This window comes from Allobosea sp. 10L417 (assembly GCF_056395485.1).
In genome coordinates, this window is record NZ_JBFTJP010000006.1 from 26,611 (window position 1) to 45,989 (window position 19,379).

Genomic DNA, 19,379 nt, shown 5'->3' on the forward strand with positions numbered 1-19,379 from the left:
GCGGGCATGGGCCGGCGCGCGGGCGGCCCCGCAGCCTTCCTCAAAGCGACCATTTCGCACCTCACACAACGCACTGATGATGACAGCAACCCGCTCGGCGATGCGAGGTTCCGCCACCCGCTTGCTGCGAGGCTGCAGTTCCTTGCACGAGCGCAGTCAACTCGGCAATCGCCGCGATGATCATCCTTGCCGAACGATTTCCACGAAGCGGGCGGCCAGTTGCGAGAGCGGCCTGCTGCGCACGGTCATCAGGCAAATCGTGGTGGGAATCTCGGGCTGAAGCGAAAGCTGGGCCAGACCATCGAAGCGCTGCGCCTGTGTCAGCAGACTGTCGATCAGCGTGACATCGCCGGGCTCTGCGAGCAGATGCGCCGCCGAGATGCTGTAGGGAACCGTTATGAAGGGCGCATAGTCGAGCCCTTCCCGTTCATAGGCCTGAGCGATCAGCCAGCCGAGCGGCGACTTCTCTCGATCGAAGCAGATCATGCGCCGCGTCTTGAGCTGGTGCAGGTTGACCGTGCCCTGTCCGGCGAGGGGATCATCCTCGCGCACCAGAGCGATGATCGAGCCGCCGGCGAGCGGTGTCAGCGCGATATCGTCGGTGACACGAGGGGAGAACATCAGGCCGATATCGGCCGTCCCCCGCGAGAGTTCCGTCGGAGCATCGCCCATGATCAGCTCGACGCGCGCCTGGGGGTATTCGTCGGTCAGGCGGCGCAGGGCGCGGGCGATGATGCCATGGCCGATGCTCGGCGTGGAGGCGATGCGCAGCGGCATTTCCTGGCCGGCGCGCAATCTGGCCGCGGCGTTCCGCAAGGCGCGCCATTCCTGGTCGACCGCATCGAGGGCAACCATCAGGGCACTGGCCTCCAGGCGCAGGCTCAGGCGGCCTTCGCGCCGCTCGAAGACCTCGACCCCGAGGCTCGCCTCACTGCGCGCGATGATCTTGCTGATCGCGGACTGCGTCAGGTTCAGCTGGCGCGCGGCCTCGACCGTGGTGCCGAAGCGGTGCACCGCACGGAGCACGGCGGCGTGGGCTGGCGTGAACGGTCTCATGGAGCCGGGCGTTCCTGAAGCTGCGCGAGGAGCAGCCGGGCAGCCCTATCGAGCAGCGATCCCCGCCGGTAATGGGCGAAGGCCGTCACCAGCGGGCTCTGCTCCAGCGGCAAGGCGGCAAGGCCCTCGACGAGGTTGCTGCTGATGACGAAGCCATCGACCAGCGCGATGCCGACGCCCTCGCGGGCCAGATGGCAGGCGGTGTCGGTGTGGCGGACCGTGATTGCGACGCGACCGGCCAGCCCCGCGCCGATCAACGCGTCCTGGAAGCTGTCGGAGGCGCTCACGCCATCAGGCCCGTAGCTGATCAGGCGCTCGCCCTCGAGATCGCCCCGCGACAGTACCGTGCGCCCGGCATGCCGGTGCCTTCGCGAGAGCACGCAGACAAGCGGGCTGTGCCCGAGAGCTACGTCCTCGATCTCCTCCGCCGCCATCGGCCCATAGGAGATGCCGAGATCGGCTTCGCCGGCGCCGAGATGCTCGCGCACATGGTCGAACATGATTTCGACCGCGGCGGCCTCGCCGAGGTCCCGGCGCGTCCGGGTGATGGCCGGCGGCAGGATGCTATGGGCCAGCCCCGGGACCGTCGCCACCCTCAGCCGGTCGGCCATGCCGACGCGGATCATGTCCGCCTCATGTCGGGCGCGGCGCAGCACGCTGAAGAGCGGTTGAGCGCGCCCGACCAGCGACTGTGCTTCCGGCGTCGGCACCAGCCGGCCCTGGATGGTCGTGGCAATGCTGAGCCCGAACTCGTCTTCCGCCTGCCGCAGCGCCTTGATGACGGCGGACTGGCTGATGCCCAGACCCTGCGCCGCCTCGCCCGTTCCGCCGAGCCTCACGAAGATGTCGACCGCCAGCAGGGAGCCCAGCTTCATGGAGTATTCCAGACGGTTGATGATCTTGCCGAATGTTTCATTGGAAGGACTAGTTGTCGTTATGGAAGGATGCAAGCCGCCGCCGCAATGCGGCCAATGAATCAGGGGATCGGCATGACCAAGTTTCGCTCGTTGCTTTCGGCCGGCGCGCTGGCGCTCGCACTCGGTGCCCCCGCTCTGGTGGCAGCGCCTTCCACTGCCTTCGCCAAGGGGACGTTGCGGCTGGCGCAGACGCAGGACCTCGTCTCGCTCGATCCGATCGCGACCAGCGACAACGCCTCCATCTACGCCCAGCTCCTGATCTTCGACACGCTGCTGCGGCCGAGCAAGGACGCCACGAAGCTCGAGCCCGGCCTCGCCGAGAGCTGGAAGGTCAGCGACGACGGCATGACCTACAGCTTCAGGCTGCGCGAGGCGAAGTTCTCGGATGGCACGCCCGTCACGGCGGCCGACGTCGCCTTCTCCCTGAAGCGCGCCGGCAGCGATGCTTCGAGCTGGAAGCGCTTCTTCTCCGGCATCGACACGATCGAGACGCCGGACGACCGCACCGTCGTGCTCAAGCTCAAGAAGGTGTTCACGCCGCTCCTCAACAACCTCGCCCTGTTTTCTTCGGCGATCCTGCCGCAGAAGGCGTTCGAGGCGGCTGGCGACAAGTTCTTCGAAAAGCCGATCGGCAGCGGCCCGTTCACGGTCGCGGCCTGGAACAAGGGCCAGGGCCTCTCGCTGAAAAAGAATGCGAATTACTGGCAGGCCGGCAAGCCCGACCTCGACGGGGCCGAGCTGATGGTCATCCCGGAGGGCAACAGCCGCGTGCTGAAGCTGCAGGCTGGCGAAGTCGACGCAGCGATCGACATCCCGCTGAACCAGCTTCAGGGCTTAGGGCGCGACGGCAAGATCAAGACGGCGGTAGCCAACGTCTTCCGCACCGATTTCGTGCTGATGAACACCCGGAAGAAGCCGTTCGACGATGTTCGCGTCCGGCAGGCCCTCAACTACGCCATCGACAAGGAAGGGCTGCTCAAGGCGCTGCTCTACGGCACCGGCAAGGTCTCTAACTCGCCGATGCCGCCGATGGCCTATGCGGATCCGGGCCTGAAGCCCTATGGGCACGACGTTGCCAAGGCGAAGGCGCTGCTGGCGGAAGCCGGCTACAAGGATGGCTTCAAGACCTCGCTGCTCGTCGATTCCAGCAAGCCGCTGCATCGTCAGCTCGGCCAGGCCCTGCAGGCCGCGTTGAAGCAGATCGGCGTCACCGCCGATATCCGCCTCGTCGAAGGCGGCACCCACTGGACCACGACGAAGGCCGGCGACTACGAGATGGCCGTGGCCTATGCGACCAGCGACACGATCGACCCGGACCAGCTCGTCGGCTTCCTGCTCGTCAACCCCGAGCGCGCCAACGCCTATCATACCGAGTGGAAGAACGAGCGCCTCAACGAGCTCTACGAGAAGGAGCGCGTGACGGCCGACGGGCCCGAGCGGGGCAAGATGTTCCAGGAGATCGTCAAGCTCGCCCATGACGGCGCGCCGTCCGTCTTCCTCTTCTATCCCGGCACCTCCTACGCCTATCGCAGCAATGTCGAAGGTTTCGAGGTGCTTCCGACCTCGAATTTCCGCCTCGAGGACGTGAAGCTGAAGTGAGGCAGGGGCGCCCCGGCGCCCCTCGGCCCACCCTCCTGCCATGCTGATCTACATCATCAAGCGCCTCGTCCAGCTGGTGCCGGTCCTGTTCGGCATCACGCTGGCCTGCTTCCTGCTGCTGCGTGCCCTCCCCGGCGACCCTGCGACGCTCCTCCTCGGCGCTCGCGGCGGCGCGGAGGAGATCGCGCTGATGAAGCAGCGGCTCGGCCTCGACCTGCCGCTGTGGCGGCAATATCTGCTTTTCCTCGCCGATATCGGCTCAGGCAGCCTCGGCCGTTCCGTCGTGCATGCCCGGCCGGTGATGCAACTCGTGCTGGAGCGGCTGCCGGCGACCTTGTGGCTCGTCGCCTATTCGACGGCGCTCGCCGTCGCGATGACCGTGCCGCTGGCGCTCTGGTCGGCGCTGCGCCGCGGCGGGCCGGTCGATCTCGCGATCAAGCTCGCCTTCACGATCGTGATCGCGATGCCCTCCTTCTGGCTCGGCCTGATCTTCGTCATCCTCTTCGCGATCTGGCTGCCGCTGTTTCCGACCTCGGGCTATGGCGAGGATGTCCTCTCCCGGCTGCACCACACCACCCTGCCGGCACTGGTCATCGCGCTCGCGACGGCCTCGCTGACGATCCGCAGCCTGCGCAGCGCCATCCTGGCCGTGCTCGGCTCCGACTATGTCACCACGGCCCGCGCCAAGGGCGCAGGCACCGGCCGGCTGATGGGCGTTCATGTGCTGCCCAATGCGCTGATCAGTTCGATCTCGGTGCTCGGCGCGCATACGAGCTGGGTGATCGGCGGCACGGTGGTGATCGAGACCGTCTTCGCCTTGCCGGGCCTGGGCTCGCTGTTCGTCGAGTCGATCTTCGCTCGCGACTACCCGCTGATCCAGGGGCTCACCATCGTCTTCGCCGTCCTCGTCGTGCTGATCAATCTGGCGACCGATCTCGCCTATGCGCTCGCCGATCCGCGCATCAGGCTGGAGTGAGTCGATGGACCGTCTTCGCTCCAATCCGAGCCTCATGGCCGGGCTCGGCATGCTGGCGCTGCTCGCCGGTTTCGTCGCGCTCGGCCAGGTCTGGACGCCGCAGGATCCCTTCGCGGTCGATTACGGCAACACGCTGCAGCCGCCTTCCCTGGCTAGCTGGTTCGGCACCGACGATCTCGGCCGCGACGTGGCATCGCGCGTGCTGGCCGGCGGCTATGTCGACCTCAAGGTCGCGTTGATCTGCGTCGCCGCGCCGGCGATCCTCGGCGTGATGATCGGCGCGATCTCCGGCTTCGTCGGCGGGCGCGTCGACACCTTCATCATGCGGGTCACCGACATCTTCTGGGCCTTTCCCTTCTACGTGCTCGTCATCGCCATCGTCGGCGTGCTCGGACCGGGCGAGACCAATCTTTACCTCGCCTTCCTTCTCGTGAACTGGATCTCCTTCGCCCGCATCGTGCGCGGCGAGGTTCTGGTTCTGCGCAACCTCGAATTCGTGCAGGCGGCGCGCAGCCTCGGCTGCACGACGCCGCGGATCGTCGCCGCCCATATCCTGCCGAATGCGATCAATCCGGCCATCGTCTACGCCATGGCCGACGTGGTGCTGACGATCCTCGCCGTGACCTCGCTCAGCTTCCTCGGGCTCGGCATCCAGCCGCCGACTCCCGAATGGGGGCTGATGATCGCGGACGGGCGGCAATTCCTGTTCGACGCCTGGTGGATCGCGACCTTTCCCGGCCTCGCGATCATCTACACCGGCGTCACCTTCGCGCTGATCGGCGAAGGCCTCGACACCGCGCTTCGGCCGAAGGGCTGATCCGTTCTTTCCGACCCGCCTTCGACAGGTGTGCCATGAGCTTTTTCGACGAGGATGAAAACCTGCAGCGCATCAGCGCGCTGTTGACCGCAAAGGCGGTCGCCGCATTCCGCGAGCGCGGTGTGCCGGAGGAGCAGTTCGGCTTCGTGCTGCTGCAACCGGGCCAGCAGGGCGAACGGCCGCGCGGTACGGCGCTGCGTGCGGGCTGGCGCAGCTATCCCTGCTCGCTGGTCAAGGTCTTCTTCCTGGTCGCCGCGCAAGCCGCTCTGGAAGCGGGACAATTGGTCGAGCATGAGGAGCTTGATCGCGCCATGCGCGACATGATCCTCTGGTCCTCCAACAGCGCGACGAACTACGTCATCGACCTGCTTTCGGGAACGAGCGGCGACACCCTCCTCTCCAGCGCCGAGATGACGGCCTGGGGCGAGCGGCGCGAGGCCGTCAATCGCTTCTTCGACCAGCTGGGTTGGCCGGAGCTCGCCGGCATCAACCTCAACCAGAAGCTGATGGACGACCTCCGCTATGGCCGCGAGAAGATCGGCCTCGACCGCTCGCCCGGCGGCCACAATGCCCTGACGCCGGTCGCCATGGCCCGGCTGATGCACGAGATCTTCCATGGCTCGGCGCTGAGCACGACAACGCGACGGGCGGTCGAACCGCTGCTCGCGCGCGATCTCGCGAGCCCGTTTGTGAAGCGCGGCGCCTATCAGGTCTCGGGATATCTCGCAGGCGGCATGCCGGCGGGCACGCAGATCTGGTCGAAGGCCGGCCGCACGCGCTGGCTCGGCGATGAGCGTGCCGATTTCCGGCGCCATGACGCCCTTCGCGCGATCCTCCCGGGCGGGCAAGAGTTCACCTTGACTGTTTTCACGCAGGGCGAGGCCATCGCGGAGGACGACGATTTCCTGCCGTCGCTCGGCGCTCTCGCCGCCGGGCAGCTGATGCCGCCGGCATCCGCCGGTCAGTAGGTTGCCCGGCCGCCTGACAGATCGAAGACGCCGCCGGTCGAGAAGGAACACTCGTCAGACAGAGCACCATCCGCGCGACTTCCTCGACCTCGACGAAGCGCCCCATCGGGATACGGGACAGGATGTCGGCGCGCCGCTCGGCGGAAATCTCCTTCGCCATCGCGGTCTCAGCCGCCGCGGGGGTGATGGCGGTGACGACGATGCCGTCACAGGCCGTTTCCTTGGCCGTGCTCTTGGTCAGCGCGATCACCCCGGCCCTGGTGGCCGAGTAGCTTGCTGGCCGCTGGCATGAGGATCGTGACCTCATGGAGGTCGCGGCCCGGCCTGGAGCGCGCATAGCCCACGCTCCATATTTGTTGGCCTCAACCGCCCAACCCCGTGTGACGCTTTACGAATGCCCAGGCGCTGGCCCAGGCGCCCGCATTCGCTTCGGCATTCGCGGCCGGCGTTCCGCCCATGGTCGAGGAGGTTCCGTTCATCGGATGGCGATGGGAGATGCGCGTCGCCGGGGTGTAGGGGAACAGGATGGAATGCCCGGCTTCGGGCCAGTTCTTCCAGACGACCTCATGCGGATGGCCGGCGGCCAGCAGGCTCGACTGCACGATCAGCGAATAGAGATCGGAAGGCCACGCCCCGTCGTCGCCGCCCGACAACAGCAGCACCGGCCCGGCGATCCGCTCGACCGGGATGCGGGCGCGGGCCATCGCATCGGGATCGCCCAGCGCGGTGCGCATCGCATCGGCGTTGCGGCGGATTTCAGTCGCCTCGTCATAGGGCTTCCAGCTCGCCGTGGCGTTGTCCTGCCATTGATGGACGAGCGGCTTGCCGCCGAGCGTCCAGCACGGACCGTCCCGGCCGAGCCCCGGGGCGGGGTCGGCTGCCGCCTGACCGCCATGGACGAAGGCGCTCGGCACATAGCCCAGCACCGCCGAGACTTTTTCGGGAAAAGTCGCGCCCAGCAGAAGCGCAAGCTCGCCGCCGCGCGATTGCCCGGCAACGGCGACGAAATCGTTCAGGGGGCTCACATTGGCACGCAGCCAGTCGAGCCCTCCGGCGAAATACTCGAGCGGCGTGTTCGAGATGTATTGCGGCAGCCCCGGAGCGCCGAAATAGCCGAGCGCCAGCGCCGCTACGCCACGCGAGGCCCACAGCGCCGCGCGTGGCTCGTTGATGCCACCGCCGGAGCCGTTGAGGATCATGATCGCCGGATGCGGCCCCTCGCCTGCCGGCAGGAACAGCGTGCCGACGAGCCCATCCTCGGCAAGCGGATGCCGGGTGACGCCCTCTGCCATGAGAATCTGCGTGAAGCCGTCCGACGCCGTAAGCTCGCCGCCGATATGGGCGGTGAGCCTGGTCTCCAGCGGCCGGGCCATGTCGGCATGGAACAGCTCGCCCTCACCTTGCTGCGCCCAGATCAGCCCCATCGCGGCGATGCCGGCATAATCGCCCCGCAGCGGCGCGTCGCGATCGAGCTCGACGGTGCCCGCAGCATCCGCCGCAAACACGGCCTGCGCCCGCCAGAGATGACCGCCCCGCTGCGTTTCCGCTGCAATGGTTACCTCCCCGCCAACCGGTAGCCCAGCGAGGGCGATCCGGCGCGGCACGTCGATCAGGTCGATCGCAGGGCTGACGGAGAAAGCGGCGGGCATGGCGACTTTCGTCTCCGTTAAGTCCGGACCGTGTTTGAGAGTGGAACCACGATGTCATCCCGGCCTTGAGCCGGGATCCATCGAAGGGCTGCGGAGCTCTACGATGGATCCCGGATCGGTGCGGCTTCGCCGCTTGTCCGGGATGACGTCCGAGTTCCCTTGGATGAAGGCTGACCTCGCAAGGCGGGCTCCGAAGTCACTTCGCCTTGCTAACCTGCATGGCGACGGTGCGGTCGCTGTTCCAGGGCACGACCTTCAGGTCCGGCCGGCTCGCCCAGATGTTCTTGTAATGGTAGAGCGGGATGATCCCGACATCGTCCATCACCACCTTGACGGCGTCCTTGATGATCGCCTCGCGCTTGGGATCGTCGAATTCGGCGCCGGCCTTGGCGAGCGCCTCATCCAGCTTCGGATTGCTGTAGCGGCCCCAGTTCGAGGCTCCCAGCCCCTTGGCCGGGTCGACCGTCGCCAGGATCGAGGTCATGGCATAAGTGCCCTCGCCCGTGCCGTTGCCCCAGCCGACGATGCTCATCGCATATTCGTTCTTGTTGGCGCCGGTCACATAGACCGGGAAGGGAACGACCTCGACCTGCGTCTCGACGCCGATGCGGGTCCAGAATTGCGCGACGGCCTGCGCGGTCTCGGGCGCCAGCGGATAGCGCTCGCCCGGCACATGCATGGTCAGCTTGAAGCCGTTGGGATAGCCGGCCTCGGCCAGCAGCGCCTTGGCCTTGGTCGGATCAACCGCGATCTTGGCGTAGTCGGGATTGTACCCGAAGGTGTCTGCCGGCATCCACTGCGTCGCGACCGTCACGCCGCCGCGCGCAACGCGGTCGGCGATGGCCTCTCGGTTGATCGCCATGTTGAGAGCCTGGCGGACACGCTGGTCGAGCAGGGGGTTCTTGTCGAGCGGCTTGCCGGCCTTGTCGGTAATGAACTTGGACGGCGCCGGGTTGAAGCTCGGCTGCAGGATCAGCGCGCGCAGGCCGGGATAGGACCAGACCTTGACCTTGGGATTCTTCTCCAGCTTCTCGATGTCGGAGAAGGAGACCTTGTCGATCATATCGACATCGCCCGAGAGCAGCGCGGCGGTGCGCGCCGCGGGGTTGGCGATATAGCGATAGCTCACCTTGTCCCACTCGGCCTTGTCGCCCCAGTAGGTGTCGTTGCGCTTCATCTCGATGCGGTCGCCCGGCGTATAGCTGACGAAGGCATAGGGGCCGTCGACTACCATCGCCTTGCCGCTGTTGTAGTCGTCGGTCGTCGCCGTCTGGCCGATATGCTTGCTGACGATGTAGATGCTGGAGATGTTGATCGGCAGCAGCGGGTCGGGTTCCTTGGTGGTGATCACCAGCGTCTGCGGGTCCTTGACCTCGACCTTGGCGACGCTGCGCAGGAAGCTCTTGAAGCTCGCGACCGAGCCCGGCACGTTCTGGGCGCGCTCATAGGAAAAGGCGATGTCCTCCGCCGTCACCGGCTTGCCGTCGGTCCAGACCGCCTTGTCGCGGATCTTGAATTCCCAGGTCGTGGGCGAGGTGCTTTTCCAGGCCGAGGCGAGACCGGGAGCCATGCCGCCGATCGTCTTCTGCGCGACGATGGCGGGGAAGAAATGCTGCGCAACCGAGTGGTCGCCGGCATAGTTGTTGAGCTGCGGGTCGATCGCGGAGACCGGGTCGGCGAAGCCGATGCGCAGGTCTTCCGCCGAGGCGGTCCCAGCGGCGACGATCAGCGCCGCGGACAGGGCAAGCGTGCTCAGTTTGGTCGTCATCCGATCACTCCTGTTAGCGCGCGGGCTTGGACCGCGGGCGTATCGTTGAGGTGGCAGGCGGAACGATGGCCCGGCGCGATCTCGCGCAGGGCGGGTTTCTCGACGCGGCAGCGGTCGAAAGCGGCCGGGCAGCGCGGATGGAAATGGCAGCCGGGCGGCGGCGCGGCCGGACTCGGGATCTCGCCTTTAACGGGAGCATAGACCCGCCGCCGCTGCTTGAGATCGGGAATTTCGGCGAGCAGGCCCTGCGTATAGGGGTGGTTGGGGTGGGCGAAGAACTGCCGCGCCGGCGCATCCTCGACGATGCGGCCGAGATACATGATGACGACGCGGTCGGCGATGTGCTGCACCACGCGCAGATCATGGCTGATGAACAGGTAGGTCAGGTCCAGATCGCGCCGGAGCTGCATGAACAGGTTGAGGATCTGCGCCTGGATGGAGACGTCGAGCGAGGCGACGGACTCGTCACAGACCAGGAAGCGCGGCTGCATGGCGAGCGCGCGGGCGATCGAGATACGCTGGCGCTGTCCACCGGAGAACTGGTGCGGAAAGCGCTGGCGATAGACCGGGTCGAGCCCGGCCCGCCGCATCTGCGCGCAGACATAATCGTCGAGCTCGGAGCGACCGACGATGCCGTGGACGAGAGGCGCCTCGCCGATCGCCGCGGCGACGCGCATGCGCGGGTTCAAGCTCGCCTGCGGGTCCTGGAAGATGAGCTGCACGTCGCGATGAACCGAGCGGTCACCCCGCGGATCGCGCCCGAAGACGCGGACATCGCCGCCGCTCGGCGGCAGTAGCCCGGCGGCGATGCGCCCAAGCGTCGACTTGCCGCTGCCGGATTCGCCGACGAGACCGACGAATTCGCCGGTCGGGATGGTGAGGTCGATACCGTCCAGCGCATGGATGACAGGCTGACGCTTGGCGAGATGCAGCTTTACAGCAAGCCCGTCCGCACGGCCGAAGCGGCGGCTCAGGTCGCGCGTCTCAAGCGCGGGGGCCGAATAAGAAGCGGTCGTCGTCATGCCGCTACCTCGGCAAGCGAAGCCGGGCCTGTGAGAGGGTGGAAGCAACGCAGCTTGTGCGCGCCCTGCGTGAAGGCGGGCTGCCGCGCGCAATCATCGGCACGGCGCGCGCAGCGCGGCCCGAAGGCGCAGCCATCAGGCGGGGCGACCATGTCCGGCGTTGTGCCGGGTATCTGGACCAGCATCGAGCCCGGTGCGCTCGCTCCCGGCAGGCTGCCGATCAGCCCGGCCGTATAGGGATGGCGGGGATTGTCCAGCACGGCATCGACGCGGCCCTGCTCGACGATGCGGCCGGCATACATCACCGCGATCTCATCGGCGATGCCGGCGATGACCGAGAGATCATGCGTGATCCAGAGCAGCGCCGTGCCGCTCTCGCGTGTCAGTTGCTGCACCTCGGCCAGGATCTGCGCTTGAATCGAGACGTCGAGGGCGGTCGTCGGCTCGTCGGCGATGATCAGATCGGGCCGGTTGATCAGCGCGATGGCGATGGAGACGCGCTGGCGCATGCCGCCCGAGAGCTGGTGGGGATAGGCATCGAGCCGCGCTTCCGGGCTCGGGATGCCCATGGTGCCCAGCATGTCCCGCGCTCTGACGCGGGCCGTCGCCGCGTCGACGGCCTCATGCGCCCGGATCGTCTCGATCATTTGCGTGCTGATCCGCAGCACCGGGTTCAACGTCATCATCGGGTCCTGGAAGACCATGGCGATGCGATTGCCGCGTAGGCGACGCAGGCTCTCCTCGTCGAGCCGCGTCAGATCCCGGCCGTTGAACAGGATTTCGCCGTCGACAACCCGGCCGGGCGGATCGATCAGCCCCATGATCGAGAAGCCCGTCACGGACTTGCCCGAGCCGCTTTCGCCGACGAGGCCGAGCGTCTGTCCCGCCCGCAGCGTGAAGGAGACGTCGCGCACGGCGTCGAGATCGCCGCGATCAGTGTGGAAACGGGTGCGCAGATTGCGGACTTCGAGCAGCGGCGCGCTCATTTCAGCGCCCTCGGATCGAGCACCTCGCGCAGGCGGTCGCCGACGAGGTTGATCGCGACGATCGCCAGCAGCAGCGTCACCCCGGGGAAGAAGCTGATCCAATATTCGCCCGAGAGCATGAACTGGAAGCCGTTGGCGATCAGCAGGCCGAGCGAGGGCTGCGTCACCGGTGCGCCGAGGCCGAGGAAGGAGAGCGTCGCCTCCAGCGTGATGGCGCGCGCCACCTGCAAGGCGGCGATGACGAGCAGCGGCGGCAGGCAGTTGGGCAAGACATGGCGCAGCAGGATGCGCGAGGTCGGCAGGCCCAGCCCCCGCGCCGCCTCGAAATAATCGCGCTTGCGCTCGACCAGCGCCTGGGCGCGGGCGGTGCGGGCGTAATAGGCCCATTCCAGCAGCACCAGCGTCAGCACGACATTGCCGATGCCCCGGCCCAGCAGCGCAAGCATCAAGAGGGCGATCAGGATCGAGGGCAGCGACATCAAGAGGTCGACGAGCCGCATGATCAGCGCGTCGACGAAGCCACCGCTCCAGGCCGCGATCAACCCGAGCATGATGCCGAGGATACCCGCCAGCACGGCCGAGCCGACGCCGACGGTCAGGCTGGTCCGCAACCCGTAGAGGATAGCAGAGAACAGGTCGCGGCCTTGTCCATCGGTACCGAGCCAGTAGGTGAGATCGGCGCCCGAGGAAGCCGAGCCGGGCGGTAGCCTTGCGTCGAGCACATCGATGGCAGCGAGGTCGAACGGGTTCTGCGGGGCGATCTGCGCGGCGAAGACCGCGCCCAGAATCAGCAGCGTCAGCAGGCCAAGGCCAATGACAGCCGTGGGCGCGCGCAGGAAACGGCTGAGCGCATTGACGGCCGGTCGGCGGGCGGTGGCGGCGGGAACGCTCGTCATGTCGAGGCCTCCTCGCGAACGCGCGGGTCGAGGATGCGGTAGAGGATGTCGACGACGAGGTTGATGATGACGAAGAGCGTCACCACCACCAGCAGGTAGGCCATCACCACCGGCCGATCGAGCGCGTTGATGCTGTCGAGGATCAACTTGCCCGAGCCCGGCCAGGCGAAGATGCTCTCGGTGACCACCGCGAAGGCGATGGTCGAGCCGAGCTCGAGCCCGAGCACCGTCACCAGCGGGATCATGATGTTGCGCAGGATATGCATCGTCATGATCCGGCCGCGGCGCAGCCCCTTGGCCCGCGCGAAGCGGACATAGTCGAGCGGCAGCACCTCGCGCACCCCGGCCCGTGTCAGCCGGATCACCAGCGAGACCTTGAAGAGCGACAGGTTGATCGCCGGCAGGAGCATGTGCCGCCAGCCGTTCAAGGTCAGAAAGGACCAGTCCGCGCCCAGGAAACGGACCGTGGTGCCGCGCCCGCTCGCCGGCAGCCAGCCGAGATAGACGCTGAAGGTCATGATCAGCAGGAGGCCTACCCAGAAGGTCGGCAGCGAGAAGCCGAGGATGCTGCCCGTCGTGATCAGCTTGGAGAGCCGGCGTTCCGGGTAGAGCCCGGCATAGAGCCCGAGCGGCACGCCGAGAATGACCGAGAAGACCGTCGCGGCGATGGCGAGTTCAAGCGTCGCCGGCAGGCGCTGCAGGATGAGCGTCACGGCCGGGACGTTGTAGACGAAGCTGCGGCCGAGATCGCCCTGCAGGGCACTGCCTGCGAAGCTGAGATATTGCTGCCAGAGCGGCCGGTCGAGGCCGAGCTGCGCCACGAGCGCGGCCCTGTCGGCCTGCGTCGCATCCGGAGCCAGCAGGATGTCGGCGGGATTGCCGATGGCGTGCATGCCCAGGAACACGACGAGCGACATCGCCACCACGACGAGGAGCGCCTGCGCGATGCGCTGGAGCAGCCAGCCGAGCATCAGACCGGTACCGCGGCCTGTTCGGGCAGGATCGGCTCCCACTCGTCGCCGAAGATTTCCGGCTCGGAATACTCCTGGCCACGCGCGAAATGCGCCTCGACATCCTCGACGAACAGTCGCGCCGCGACGGCCTGCGACAGCCGCACGGCGCCGTCGCTGATCGCCGGAATGTCGCCCGATACGGTTCCGTGGGACATCATCGCCGGATAGCAGAAGCAATGGACGCGTTCGAGGCCGGGGCAGGCACCTGGAATCTTCGGCTGGAACTCGAAGGCGGTGCCGAGATCGGGCAGAGAACCGAGACCCGCATCGGCATCGGCGGGCACGCCGCGATCGCTCCACAGCCGGGCGCTCGCCGCGATCTCGGCGAGGAAGGGGCGATTGTCCCAGTCGACCCGGAAACCAGTCGAGAAGATGATGAAATCGAAGCGCATCGTACCCGCGCTGGTCTCGACGACGATCTCGTCGCCGTCCATCCGTGCGGAATGCAACGCCGTGCCCTGACGGAAAAAGGCGTTGGGATACCGCGAGACGCGCAGCACGCTCGCACGCGGCGGCGGCACCTGCTCGCGAGCGATGTAGCTGTTGATCCGCCATTTCCAATCGTCGGGCAGATAGCGGTAGCCCGCGATCGAACCGGGATGGCCCATGCCCTTGCCGCGGTTGATGCGCGGAATGTCGCGGCGGCGGATCAGCAGGTCGACGCGCTCCGCCCCCGCCTCCAGCGCGGTGCCTGCGCTGTCCATCGCGGAGGCGCCGGCGCCCACTACGGCGACGCGCTTGCCACGCAGCGCGGCATAGTCGTTCGCGTCTGAGGAATGCGCCCAGCGCTCGCGCGGCAGGCTGTCGGCGATCGCCGGCACGAAGGGACCGCCGAGCCCGTCGCGCCCCGTGGCCAGCACGACATGGCGCGCCCGCACGCGCTGCCGCTTCCCGGCCGCGTCGATCTCCAGCGTCGCGTAGTCCGCTCCCAGATGGATCGCAGCGATGTCGTGATCGTTGCGGACATCGAGACGCAGCACGTCGCGGAACCAGCGCAGATAGTCCATCCACATCAGCCGCGGGATCTTGTCGAGCCGTTCCCAATCCTCGGCGCCGAACTGAGCTTCGAACCAGGCGCGGAAGGTCAACGACGGAATGCCGAGTGCCGGCCCGGTCAGGGTCTTGGGCGAACGCAACGTCTCCATGCGCGCCGTCGTTGCCCATGGTCCTTCGAAGCCCTTCGGCCGGCGGTCGAAGTTGACGGCACGCAGGCCGATGTTGCGGAGCGCCCCGGCGGCGGCCAGCCCGGCCATGCCGGCGCCGATGATCGCGACGTCGAGCAGCGGCTCGCCCGCAATGTCGCGCTGCGGAACCCAGGGCGCTGCCGGAAGGGTCAGCAACTCAAGCTCACGGGCGACGCGGCGGTTCAGCGCTGCCAGCCCTTCGGGAACCTTGCCTTGATCGGCTGTCACAGCCGCGTCTCCTGTTTGGTCAGCGAAGCGAGGAGGGCGTGGTGCTCCTCGGGCGGGATCAGGGTGAAATCGTCCAGCCGCTGCTGTGCCACCATCTGCAGCGCCGCGATCAGCTCGCGGACCTTGTCGGGGACGGCGACGCCGCGTGCCGTCACCACCCCGAAGCAATAGGGGATCGGCGTCGCCAGCGGCAGGATGCGGACGCCCGGCGTCGGGCGGCCGGTCAATGTCAGCGGCTCGACGATCGCCACGCCCGCTCCGGCCTCGATGAAGGAGAGCGCATTGATCGTCGAGGTCGTGCGGACGCGGACGCGGACATCGACACCGGCCGCGTTGAGAGCTGCGCGAATGCGCGCCGGCACTCCGCGGCGCATCGACATCCCGACGAGGCTGCGCCCGGCCAGCGCTCGCAGCTCCACCGGGCCTTCGAGACGCGCCAGAGCGTCGCCTTCGGGCACGGCCAGCACGCAAGGTGCGGTGCCCAGCCATTCGACGGTCAGGTCGCGATGCAGCAGGGGCGCGCTGGTCGCGCCGATCTGGGCCGTGCCGGACATCACGGCGTTCTGGACGCGGTCGGGATTCTCGACCTCGATCGCGAGCCGCGGCGGCTCGTCGAGGCATCCGAGCGCCTTCCAGGCACCGGTCAGCAGCCCGAAGGCCAGCGCCGACACCGCCGCCACACTGATGGGCGGCTCGGACTCGCCGACGACTTCGCGGGCACGCTCCCAGAGATTGACGAAACCGGCCAGCGCCCGCTCGACATCGTCGCGCAGCACCACGCCTTTCGGCGTTAGGACCAGCCGTTGGCCGGCGCGCTCGAAGAGCGGCTGGCCGAGGTCGCGCTCGAGCTCCTGGATCATGCGGCTCACCGAAGGCTGCGACACGCCGAGATGGCGCGCGGCAGCGGTGACGCTGCCCAGGGAGGCAACCTGCAGATACGCCTCGAGGGTCTTGAGGCGGCTCATCGCGTCAGTCGTTGCGGACGGGGTCGCCGAGCACGTGCATCAGCCGGTTGGCCCAGCCGAACAGCGCCGTTGACAGGATGAGGTCGACAGCCTCGGCCTCGCTGATGCCGGCCTCGCGCAGCTTGGCGGCATCCGCTTCAGTGACCGCCGGCGGCGATTGCGAGAGCTTGACCGAAAAGTCGAAGATCGCCTGGTCGCGCGGCGAGAGCTGTGCCTGCTCGCCACGCGCGAAGAGCTCGTCGGTGACGGCGGTGTCCTTGCTGAGCTGTGCGTGGCGGGAGGCGTGCACGGCTGCGCAGTAGATGCAGCGATTGACGATCGAGGCGCCGATGGCACCGAGCTCCCGCTCGGCCCGGCTCATGCCGCCCGGATCGTACATGATCGCGTTGAACAGCGGCGAGCGTACCGACAGCGTCTCCGGATCATGCGCCAGGACCAGCACATAATCCGAGACCTTGGTGTTCGACGGCGTGATCTTCAGCGCGTCGCGTTGCTCGGGAGTGGCGCTGGCCAGATCGACCGGGGTGACCCGCGGCTGCCATTCAGGAACGGTGCGGGTGAAGCGATGGACGATCCGGCTCATGCCACAGCTCCTTTGAGGACAGCGAGCCCGGCGAAGACCCGGCACTGGTAGCTCATAAAGGCGTTGAGCTCGCAAAGGCGCACGATGTCGGCCTCCGCGACGCCGGCTGCCTTCAGCCTCTCGATATCCTCGGAGACGACCGCACGTGGCTCGGCTGCGACCTTGTCCATAAAGGCGATGGCAGCCCGTTCCCGCGCGTCGCTGCTGGTCTGAGCCGGATCGGCGAGATTGCGGACAGCCGGCTCGGCAATCGCCGCGAGGTAGTGCGAGGCCAGTTTCGTCTGGCCATTGAGGGTTGCGATGCGCGCGGCCATCGCCGTGCGCCACTGAGCTGGAAACCCACCGGGATCCCGCGGCTGGATTACCGCGGCTTCGGCTTGGCGGCTCATCTCGATGATGTTGGCGCGCGCGTGCGCCGCGGTCAGAGCTTCCGCTTCGAGCCAGGGAGACGCCTCGGGACCGACGGTCTGGGTCATAGCAATTCCCTTCATGCATCAACTTATCGAGTTAATGCTTATAACGAATGAAGCCCGCCGTTTGCGCTATGTCAAGGATCGATCGCTGTCGGTATGCAAGGGCGCGGCCGTGCCCGCGCGCTGCGCGCCAGACCCGTGGGATCCGCGTGCACGCGATTGCAGCCGGCCCGCCCTCGACACGCACCGCTTCGGGCACTCCCGGATCGACACTCCTGCTGGAGAAGACCAGCCGCGAGATTCCCGCTCGCGAACTGTTCGCCATCGACGATGTCGATGCCGCGACCGCGTTTCCCGCGGATGATGCAGCTCGGCTCGGCACTGGCCAGCACGCCTGGATATGGTACGAAAAATGCTGGCATGAGCGCCGCTGAACGACCTTCGTACCCGAAACGCCTTAGAGGATTTGCGATGGCCCACAGCCTCAACCCCAAGTTCACGCCGGCGGCCGTGCGGACCCAGGACAATCGTCCGGACTTCTCCTCGGAGGCGATCCGGACGGTTCGGGAAGATCTGGCAGCCTGCTTTCGCGCCGCGGCGCGCCACGGCTTCGAAGAAGGCATCTGCAATCACTTCTCGGCCGTGGTGCCCGGGCACGATGATCTCTTCATCGTCAATCCCTACGGAAGGGCTTTTCGCGAGATCACCGCCTCCGAGCTTCTGATCTGCGATTTCGAAGGGAATGTCATCGCGGGCGATGGCCAGCCTGAGGCGACGGCCTTCTACATCCACGCGGAGATTCACAGGCGCGTTCCTCGGGCCAAGGTGGCCTTCCATACGCATATGCCCTACGCGACTGCGCTGAGCATGACCGAGGGCGATCCGCTTATTTGGGCCGGCCAGACCGCTCTGAAATTCTACGGTCGCACGGTCGTCGACAGCGATTACAACGGGCTGGCGCTCGATCATGGGGAGGGCGCACGCATAGCCAACGCGGTGGGCCACGCGGATATCGTGTTCATGCGCAATCATGGGGTGATGGTGCTGGCTCCCAATGTCGCGGAAGCCTGGGACGACCTCTACTATCTGGAACGCGCAGCACAGGTCCAGGTTCTGGCCATGTCGACCGGCCGCCCGGTCAGATCCGTCCCGTCCGATATCGCCGAAGCCACGTATCGACAGATGCGCGAGGGAGATCCCGAGTCAGCCCGGCTTCATCTCGCATCCATTCGGCGGCAGCTTGATCTGGAGGAGCCGCAATATCGTCATTAGCGGCAAACTGGCGCGGCACCGCAGCATGTCGGGCAACGGCGACGCCTGGATCTGGAAAGAGCATCCAAATGCCGCCACCGCGGAGCCTGGGAGGATCTCCGCTTGTGCTCGGCATGTACGAGCACCTACGTGAATAGGATGCGCTGGGTGGACCGAATGTGAACAGCCGACAGATCGAGGTATTTGCCGCCGTGATGAAGGCGGGCACGGTCTCGCGAGCCGCGGAGATTTTGGGCGTCACCCAGCCCGGTGTCAGCCGGCTGATAGCCGAGCTCGAAAAGTCGCTGGGCTTTGCCCTCTTCGACCGGGTGCGCAACCGCATCGTGCCGACTCCGGAGGGACGCACATTCTTCGCGGAGGTCGAGGCGAACTTCCGCGGGATGGACCGGCTGCGCGCCAGCGCGGCACGTATTCGCGACTATGGTGCCGGTCAACTTCGCGTCGCCACCCTCTCGGCGCTGAGTTCTTCGATCGTTCCGAACGCCGTTCTGCGCTTTCGCCAATTGCGCCCGGATGCGACCGTCACGCTTATGGTCCTGCCCTCGCGCGACGTCCGGGATGGAGTGGCTGCCGGCATCTACGATGTCGGTCTTGCCGCCGACGAGATCGATGTCACCGGGGTCGTCCACCAGGTCTTCGTCCAGCCGCGCGCCCTTTGCGCCATCCCGCTCGGCCACCCCCTCGCCTCGCGGGAGACGATCGGCCCCCACGATCTGTCCGGCATCGATTTCGTCGCCTATGTTCCGGAAGATCGCGCCCGGCAGCGCTTCGACATGATCATGTCAGAGGCAGGAGCAGTGCCGCCGCGTGTCGTCGTCGAGACGATCTACGCCGCCACCGTTTGCGCGCTGGTGGCACAGGGGGTAGGCGTCGGGCTGATCAGTCCTTACGCGATCGCGGGCCATGATCAAAGTCGCCTCGTGCTGCGGCCCTTCGAGCCGCCGGTGCTGAGCCGCAGCTTCCTCATCCTGCCGCCCGACCGGCCTAAATCGCAGCTTGTACGCGATTTCATAGGCTGTCTCATGGAAGCGCGCTGATAACCTGGGCTTGCGAAAGCGAGCCATGCG

General features: G+C 66.9%; 20 protein-coding genes. 7 read left to right on the forward strand and 13 right to left on the reverse strand.

All coding sequences use genetic code 11. The features are described from left to right. Window positions 1-180: 180 nt before the first annotated feature. Together AC1DE3_RS15885 and AC1DE3_RS15890 are read right to left on the reverse strand one after the other, a co-directional pair. Entirely contained in the window at window positions 181-1,056 is an 876-nt protein-coding gene (locus tag AC1DE3_RS15885) for a LysR substrate-binding domain-containing protein (RefSeq protein WP_441510567.1), read from the reverse strand. Next, window positions 1,053-1,931 (reverse strand): LysR substrate-binding domain-containing protein, encoded by an 879-nt coding sequence (locus AC1DE3_RS15890; protein ID WP_441510568.1) that lies wholly within the window; start codon window positions 1,929-1,931, stop codon window positions 1,053-1,055. The genes AC1DE3_RS15885 and AC1DE3_RS15890 overlap by 4 nt, the downstream gene beginning before the upstream one ends. A gap of 114 nt (window positions 1,932-2,045) precedes the next feature. Between AC1DE3_RS15890 and AC1DE3_RS15895 the strand changes: the two genes are divergently transcribed. Genes AC1DE3_RS15895 through AC1DE3_RS15910 form a run of 4 tightly spaced genes read left to right on the forward strand, consistent with a single transcriptional unit; the run spans window position 2,046 to window position 6,333 of the window. Beyond that, complete coding sequence (locus AC1DE3_RS15895; protein WP_476852553.1) at window positions 2,046-3,572, forward strand: ABC transporter substrate-binding protein; 1,527 nt, start codon at window positions 2,046-2,048, stop codon at window positions 3,570-3,572. A 40-nt stretch (window positions 3,573-3,612) separates the two neighbouring features. Further along, on the forward strand, window positions 3,613-4,548 hold the full coding sequence (locus tag AC1DE3_RS15900; protein WP_476779917.1) for an ABC transporter permease: 936 nt from the start codon (window positions 3,613-3,615) through the stop codon (window positions 4,546-4,548). A 4-nt stretch (window positions 4,549-4,552) separates the two neighbouring features. Next, window positions 4,553-5,365, forward strand: a complete 813-nt coding sequence (locus tag AC1DE3_RS15905) for an ABC transporter permease (RefSeq protein ID WP_441510571.1) — start codon at window positions 4,553-4,555, stop codon at window positions 5,363-5,365. A gap of 35 nt (window positions 5,366-5,400) precedes the next feature. Then, window positions 5,401-6,333 (forward strand): serine hydrolase, encoded by a 933-nt coding sequence (locus AC1DE3_RS15910; RefSeq protein ID WP_441510572.1) that lies wholly within the window; start codon window positions 5,401-5,403, stop codon window positions 6,331-6,333. Here AC1DE3_RS15910 and AC1DE3_RS15915 read toward each other — a convergent pair. From AC1DE3_RS15915 to AC1DE3_RS15965, 11 genes are all read right to left on the reverse strand, one after another. Continuing rightward, complete coding sequence (locus AC1DE3_RS15915) at window positions 6,233-6,670, reverse strand: SDR family oxidoreductase (protein ID WP_441510573.1); 438 nt, start codon at window positions 6,668-6,670, stop codon at window positions 6,233-6,235. The genes AC1DE3_RS15910 and AC1DE3_RS15915 overlap by 101 nt on opposite strands. A gap of 25 nt (window positions 6,671-6,695) precedes the next feature. Beyond that, window positions 6,696-7,982: an acyl-CoA thioesterase/bile acid-CoA:amino acid N-acyltransferase family protein gene (locus AC1DE3_RS15920; RefSeq protein WP_441510574.1), complete on the reverse strand. Its 1,287-nt coding sequence runs from the start codon at window positions 7,980-7,982 to the stop codon at window positions 6,696-6,698. A 196-nt stretch (window positions 7,983-8,178) separates the two neighbouring features. Continuing rightward, on the reverse strand, window positions 8,179-9,750 hold the full coding sequence (locus tag AC1DE3_RS15925; RefSeq protein ID WP_441510575.1) for an ABC transporter substrate-binding protein: 1,572 nt from the start codon (window positions 9,748-9,750) through the stop codon (window positions 8,179-8,181). Next, window positions 9,747-10,772: an ABC transporter ATP-binding protein gene (locus tag AC1DE3_RS15930; protein WP_441510576.1), complete on the reverse strand. Its 1,026-nt coding sequence runs from the start codon at window positions 10,770-10,772 to the stop codon at window positions 9,747-9,749. The genes AC1DE3_RS15925 and AC1DE3_RS15930 overlap by 4 nt, the downstream gene beginning before the upstream one ends. Next, a complete protein-coding gene (locus AC1DE3_RS15935) occupies window positions 10,769-11,758 on the reverse strand; it encodes an ABC transporter ATP-binding protein (RefSeq protein WP_441510577.1) in 990 nt (329 codons plus the stop codon). Before AC1DE3_RS15935 ends, AC1DE3_RS15930 begins: the two co-directional genes overlap by 4 nt. Further along, window positions 11,755-12,654 carry an ABC transporter permease gene (locus AC1DE3_RS15940; protein WP_441510578.1) on the reverse strand — a complete coding sequence of 300 codons (900 nt, stop codon included), beginning with the start codon at window positions 12,652-12,654 and terminating at the stop codon, window positions 11,755-11,757. The genes AC1DE3_RS15935 and AC1DE3_RS15940 overlap by 4 nt, the downstream gene beginning before the upstream one ends. Next, a complete protein-coding gene (locus AC1DE3_RS15945) occupies window positions 12,651-13,625 on the reverse strand; it encodes an ABC transporter permease (protein ID WP_441510579.1) in 975 nt (324 codons plus the stop codon). The genes AC1DE3_RS15940 and AC1DE3_RS15945 overlap by 4 nt, the downstream gene beginning before the upstream one ends. After that, window positions 13,625-15,079 (reverse strand): SidA/IucD/PvdA family monooxygenase, encoded by a 1,455-nt coding sequence (locus AC1DE3_RS15950; RefSeq protein WP_441510580.1) that lies wholly within the window; start codon window positions 15,077-15,079, stop codon window positions 13,625-13,627. Before AC1DE3_RS15950 ends, AC1DE3_RS15945 begins: the two co-directional genes overlap by 1 nt. Further along, window positions 15,076-16,044: a LysR family transcriptional regulator gene (locus AC1DE3_RS15955; RefSeq protein ID WP_441510581.1), complete on the reverse strand. Its 969-nt coding sequence runs from the start codon at window positions 16,042-16,044 to the stop codon at window positions 15,076-15,078. Before AC1DE3_RS15955 ends, AC1DE3_RS15950 begins: the two co-directional genes overlap by 4 nt. Before the next feature lie 4 nt (window positions 16,045-16,048). Then, window positions 16,049-16,627, reverse strand: a complete 579-nt coding sequence (locus AC1DE3_RS15960; RefSeq protein WP_441510582.1) for a peroxidase-related enzyme — start codon at window positions 16,625-16,627, stop codon at window positions 16,049-16,051. Beyond that, window positions 16,624-17,103 carry a hypothetical protein gene (locus AC1DE3_RS15965; RefSeq protein ID WP_441510583.1) on the reverse strand — a complete coding sequence of 160 codons (480 nt, stop codon included), beginning with the start codon at window positions 17,101-17,103 and terminating at the stop codon, window positions 16,624-16,626. Before AC1DE3_RS15965 ends, AC1DE3_RS15960 begins: the two co-directional genes overlap by 4 nt. Window positions 17,104-17,171: 68 nt before the next feature. On the opposite strand from AC1DE3_RS15965, the gene AC1DE3_RS15970 reads away from it, so the two are divergent. The 3 genes from AC1DE3_RS15970 to AC1DE3_RS15980 all read left to right on the forward strand — a co-directional run bounded on the left by AC1DE3_RS15970 (window position 17,172) and on the right by AC1DE3_RS15980 (window position 19,349). Continuing rightward, on the forward strand, window positions 17,172-17,474 hold the full coding sequence (locus tag AC1DE3_RS15970; RefSeq protein WP_441510584.1) for an SDR family oxidoreductase: 303 nt from the start codon (window positions 17,172-17,174) through the stop codon (window positions 17,472-17,474). A gap of 37 nt (window positions 17,475-17,511) precedes the next feature. Continuing rightward, entirely contained in the window at window positions 17,512-18,312 is an 801-nt protein-coding gene (locus AC1DE3_RS15975; protein WP_441510585.1) for an aldolase, read from the forward strand. Window positions 18,313-18,470: 158 nt separating this feature from the next. Further along, the gene (locus AC1DE3_RS15980; RefSeq protein ID WP_441510586.1) at window positions 18,471-19,349 is read left to right on the forward strand and encodes a LysR substrate-binding domain-containing protein; all 879 of its coding nucleotides are present in this window, start codon (window positions 18,471-18,473) and stop codon (window positions 19,347-19,349) included. Window positions 19,350-19,379: the final 30 nt, after the last annotated feature.

What these genes read in the sequence shown, in the direction of transcription:
- AC1DE3_RS15885 (WP_441510567.1), bottom strand. Translation starts at nt 1,056, where the DNA reads ATGAGACCGTTCACGCCAGCCCACGCCGCCGTGCTCCGTGCGGTGCAC.
- AC1DE3_RS15890 (WP_441510568.1), bottom strand. Translation starts at nt 1,931, where the DNA reads ATGAAGCTGGGCTCCCTGCTGGCGGTCGACATCTTCGTGAGGCTCGGC.
- AC1DE3_RS15895 (WP_476852553.1), top strand. Translation starts at nt 2,046, where the DNA reads ATGACCAAGTTTCGCTCGTTGCTTTCGGCCGGCGCGCTGGCGCTCGCA.
- AC1DE3_RS15900 (WP_476779917.1), top strand. Translation starts at nt 3,613, where the DNA reads ATGCTGATCTACATCATCAAGCGCCTCGTCCAGCTGGTGCCGGTCCTG.
- AC1DE3_RS15905 (WP_441510571.1), top strand. Translation starts at nt 4,553, where the DNA reads ATGGACCGTCTTCGCTCCAATCCGAGCCTCATGGCCGGGCTCGGCATG.
- AC1DE3_RS15910 (WP_441510572.1), top strand. Translation starts at nt 5,401, where the DNA reads ATGAGCTTTTTCGACGAGGATGAAAACCTGCAGCGCATCAGCGCGCTG.
- AC1DE3_RS15915 (WP_441510573.1), bottom strand. Translation starts at nt 6,670, where the DNA reads ATGCGCGCTCCAGGCCGGGCCGCGACCTCCATGAGGTCACGATCCTCA.
- AC1DE3_RS15920 (WP_441510574.1), bottom strand. Translation starts at nt 7,982, where the DNA reads ATGCCCGCCGCTTTCTCCGTCAGCCCTGCGATCGACCTGATCGACGTG.
- AC1DE3_RS15925 (WP_441510575.1), bottom strand. Translation starts at nt 9,750, where the DNA reads ATGACGACCAAACTGAGCACGCTTGCCCTGTCCGCGGCGCTGATCGTC.
- AC1DE3_RS15930 (WP_441510576.1), bottom strand. Translation starts at nt 10,772, where the DNA reads ATGACGACGACCGCTTCTTATTCGGCCCCCGCGCTTGAGACGCGCGAC.
- AC1DE3_RS15935 (WP_441510577.1), bottom strand. Translation starts at nt 11,758, where the DNA reads ATGAGCGCGCCGCTGCTCGAAGTCCGCAATCTGCGCACCCGTTTCCAC.
- AC1DE3_RS15940 (WP_441510578.1), bottom strand. Translation starts at nt 12,654, where the DNA reads ATGACGAGCGTTCCCGCCGCCACCGCCCGCCGACCGGCCGTCAATGCG.
- AC1DE3_RS15945 (WP_441510579.1), bottom strand. Translation starts at nt 13,625, where the DNA reads ATGCTCGGCTGGCTGCTCCAGCGCATCGCGCAGGCGCTCCTCGTCGTG.
- AC1DE3_RS15955 (WP_441510581.1), bottom strand. Translation starts at nt 16,044, where the DNA reads ATGAGCCGCCTCAAGACCCTCGAGGCGTATCTGCAGGTTGCCTCCCTG.
- AC1DE3_RS15960 (WP_441510582.1), bottom strand. Translation starts at nt 16,627, where the DNA reads ATGAGCCGGATCGTCCATCGCTTCACCCGCACCGTTCCTGAATGGCAG.
- AC1DE3_RS15965 (WP_441510583.1), bottom strand. Translation starts at nt 17,103, where the DNA reads ATGACCCAGACCGTCGGTCCCGAGGCGTCTCCCTGGCTCGAAGCGGAA.
- AC1DE3_RS15970 (WP_441510584.1), top strand. Translation starts at nt 17,172, where the DNA reads ATGTCAAGGATCGATCGCTGTCGGTATGCAAGGGCGCGGCCGTGCCCG.
- AC1DE3_RS15975 (WP_441510585.1), top strand. Translation starts at nt 17,512, where the DNA reads ATGGCCCACAGCCTCAACCCCAAGTTCACGCCGGCGGCCGTGCGGACC.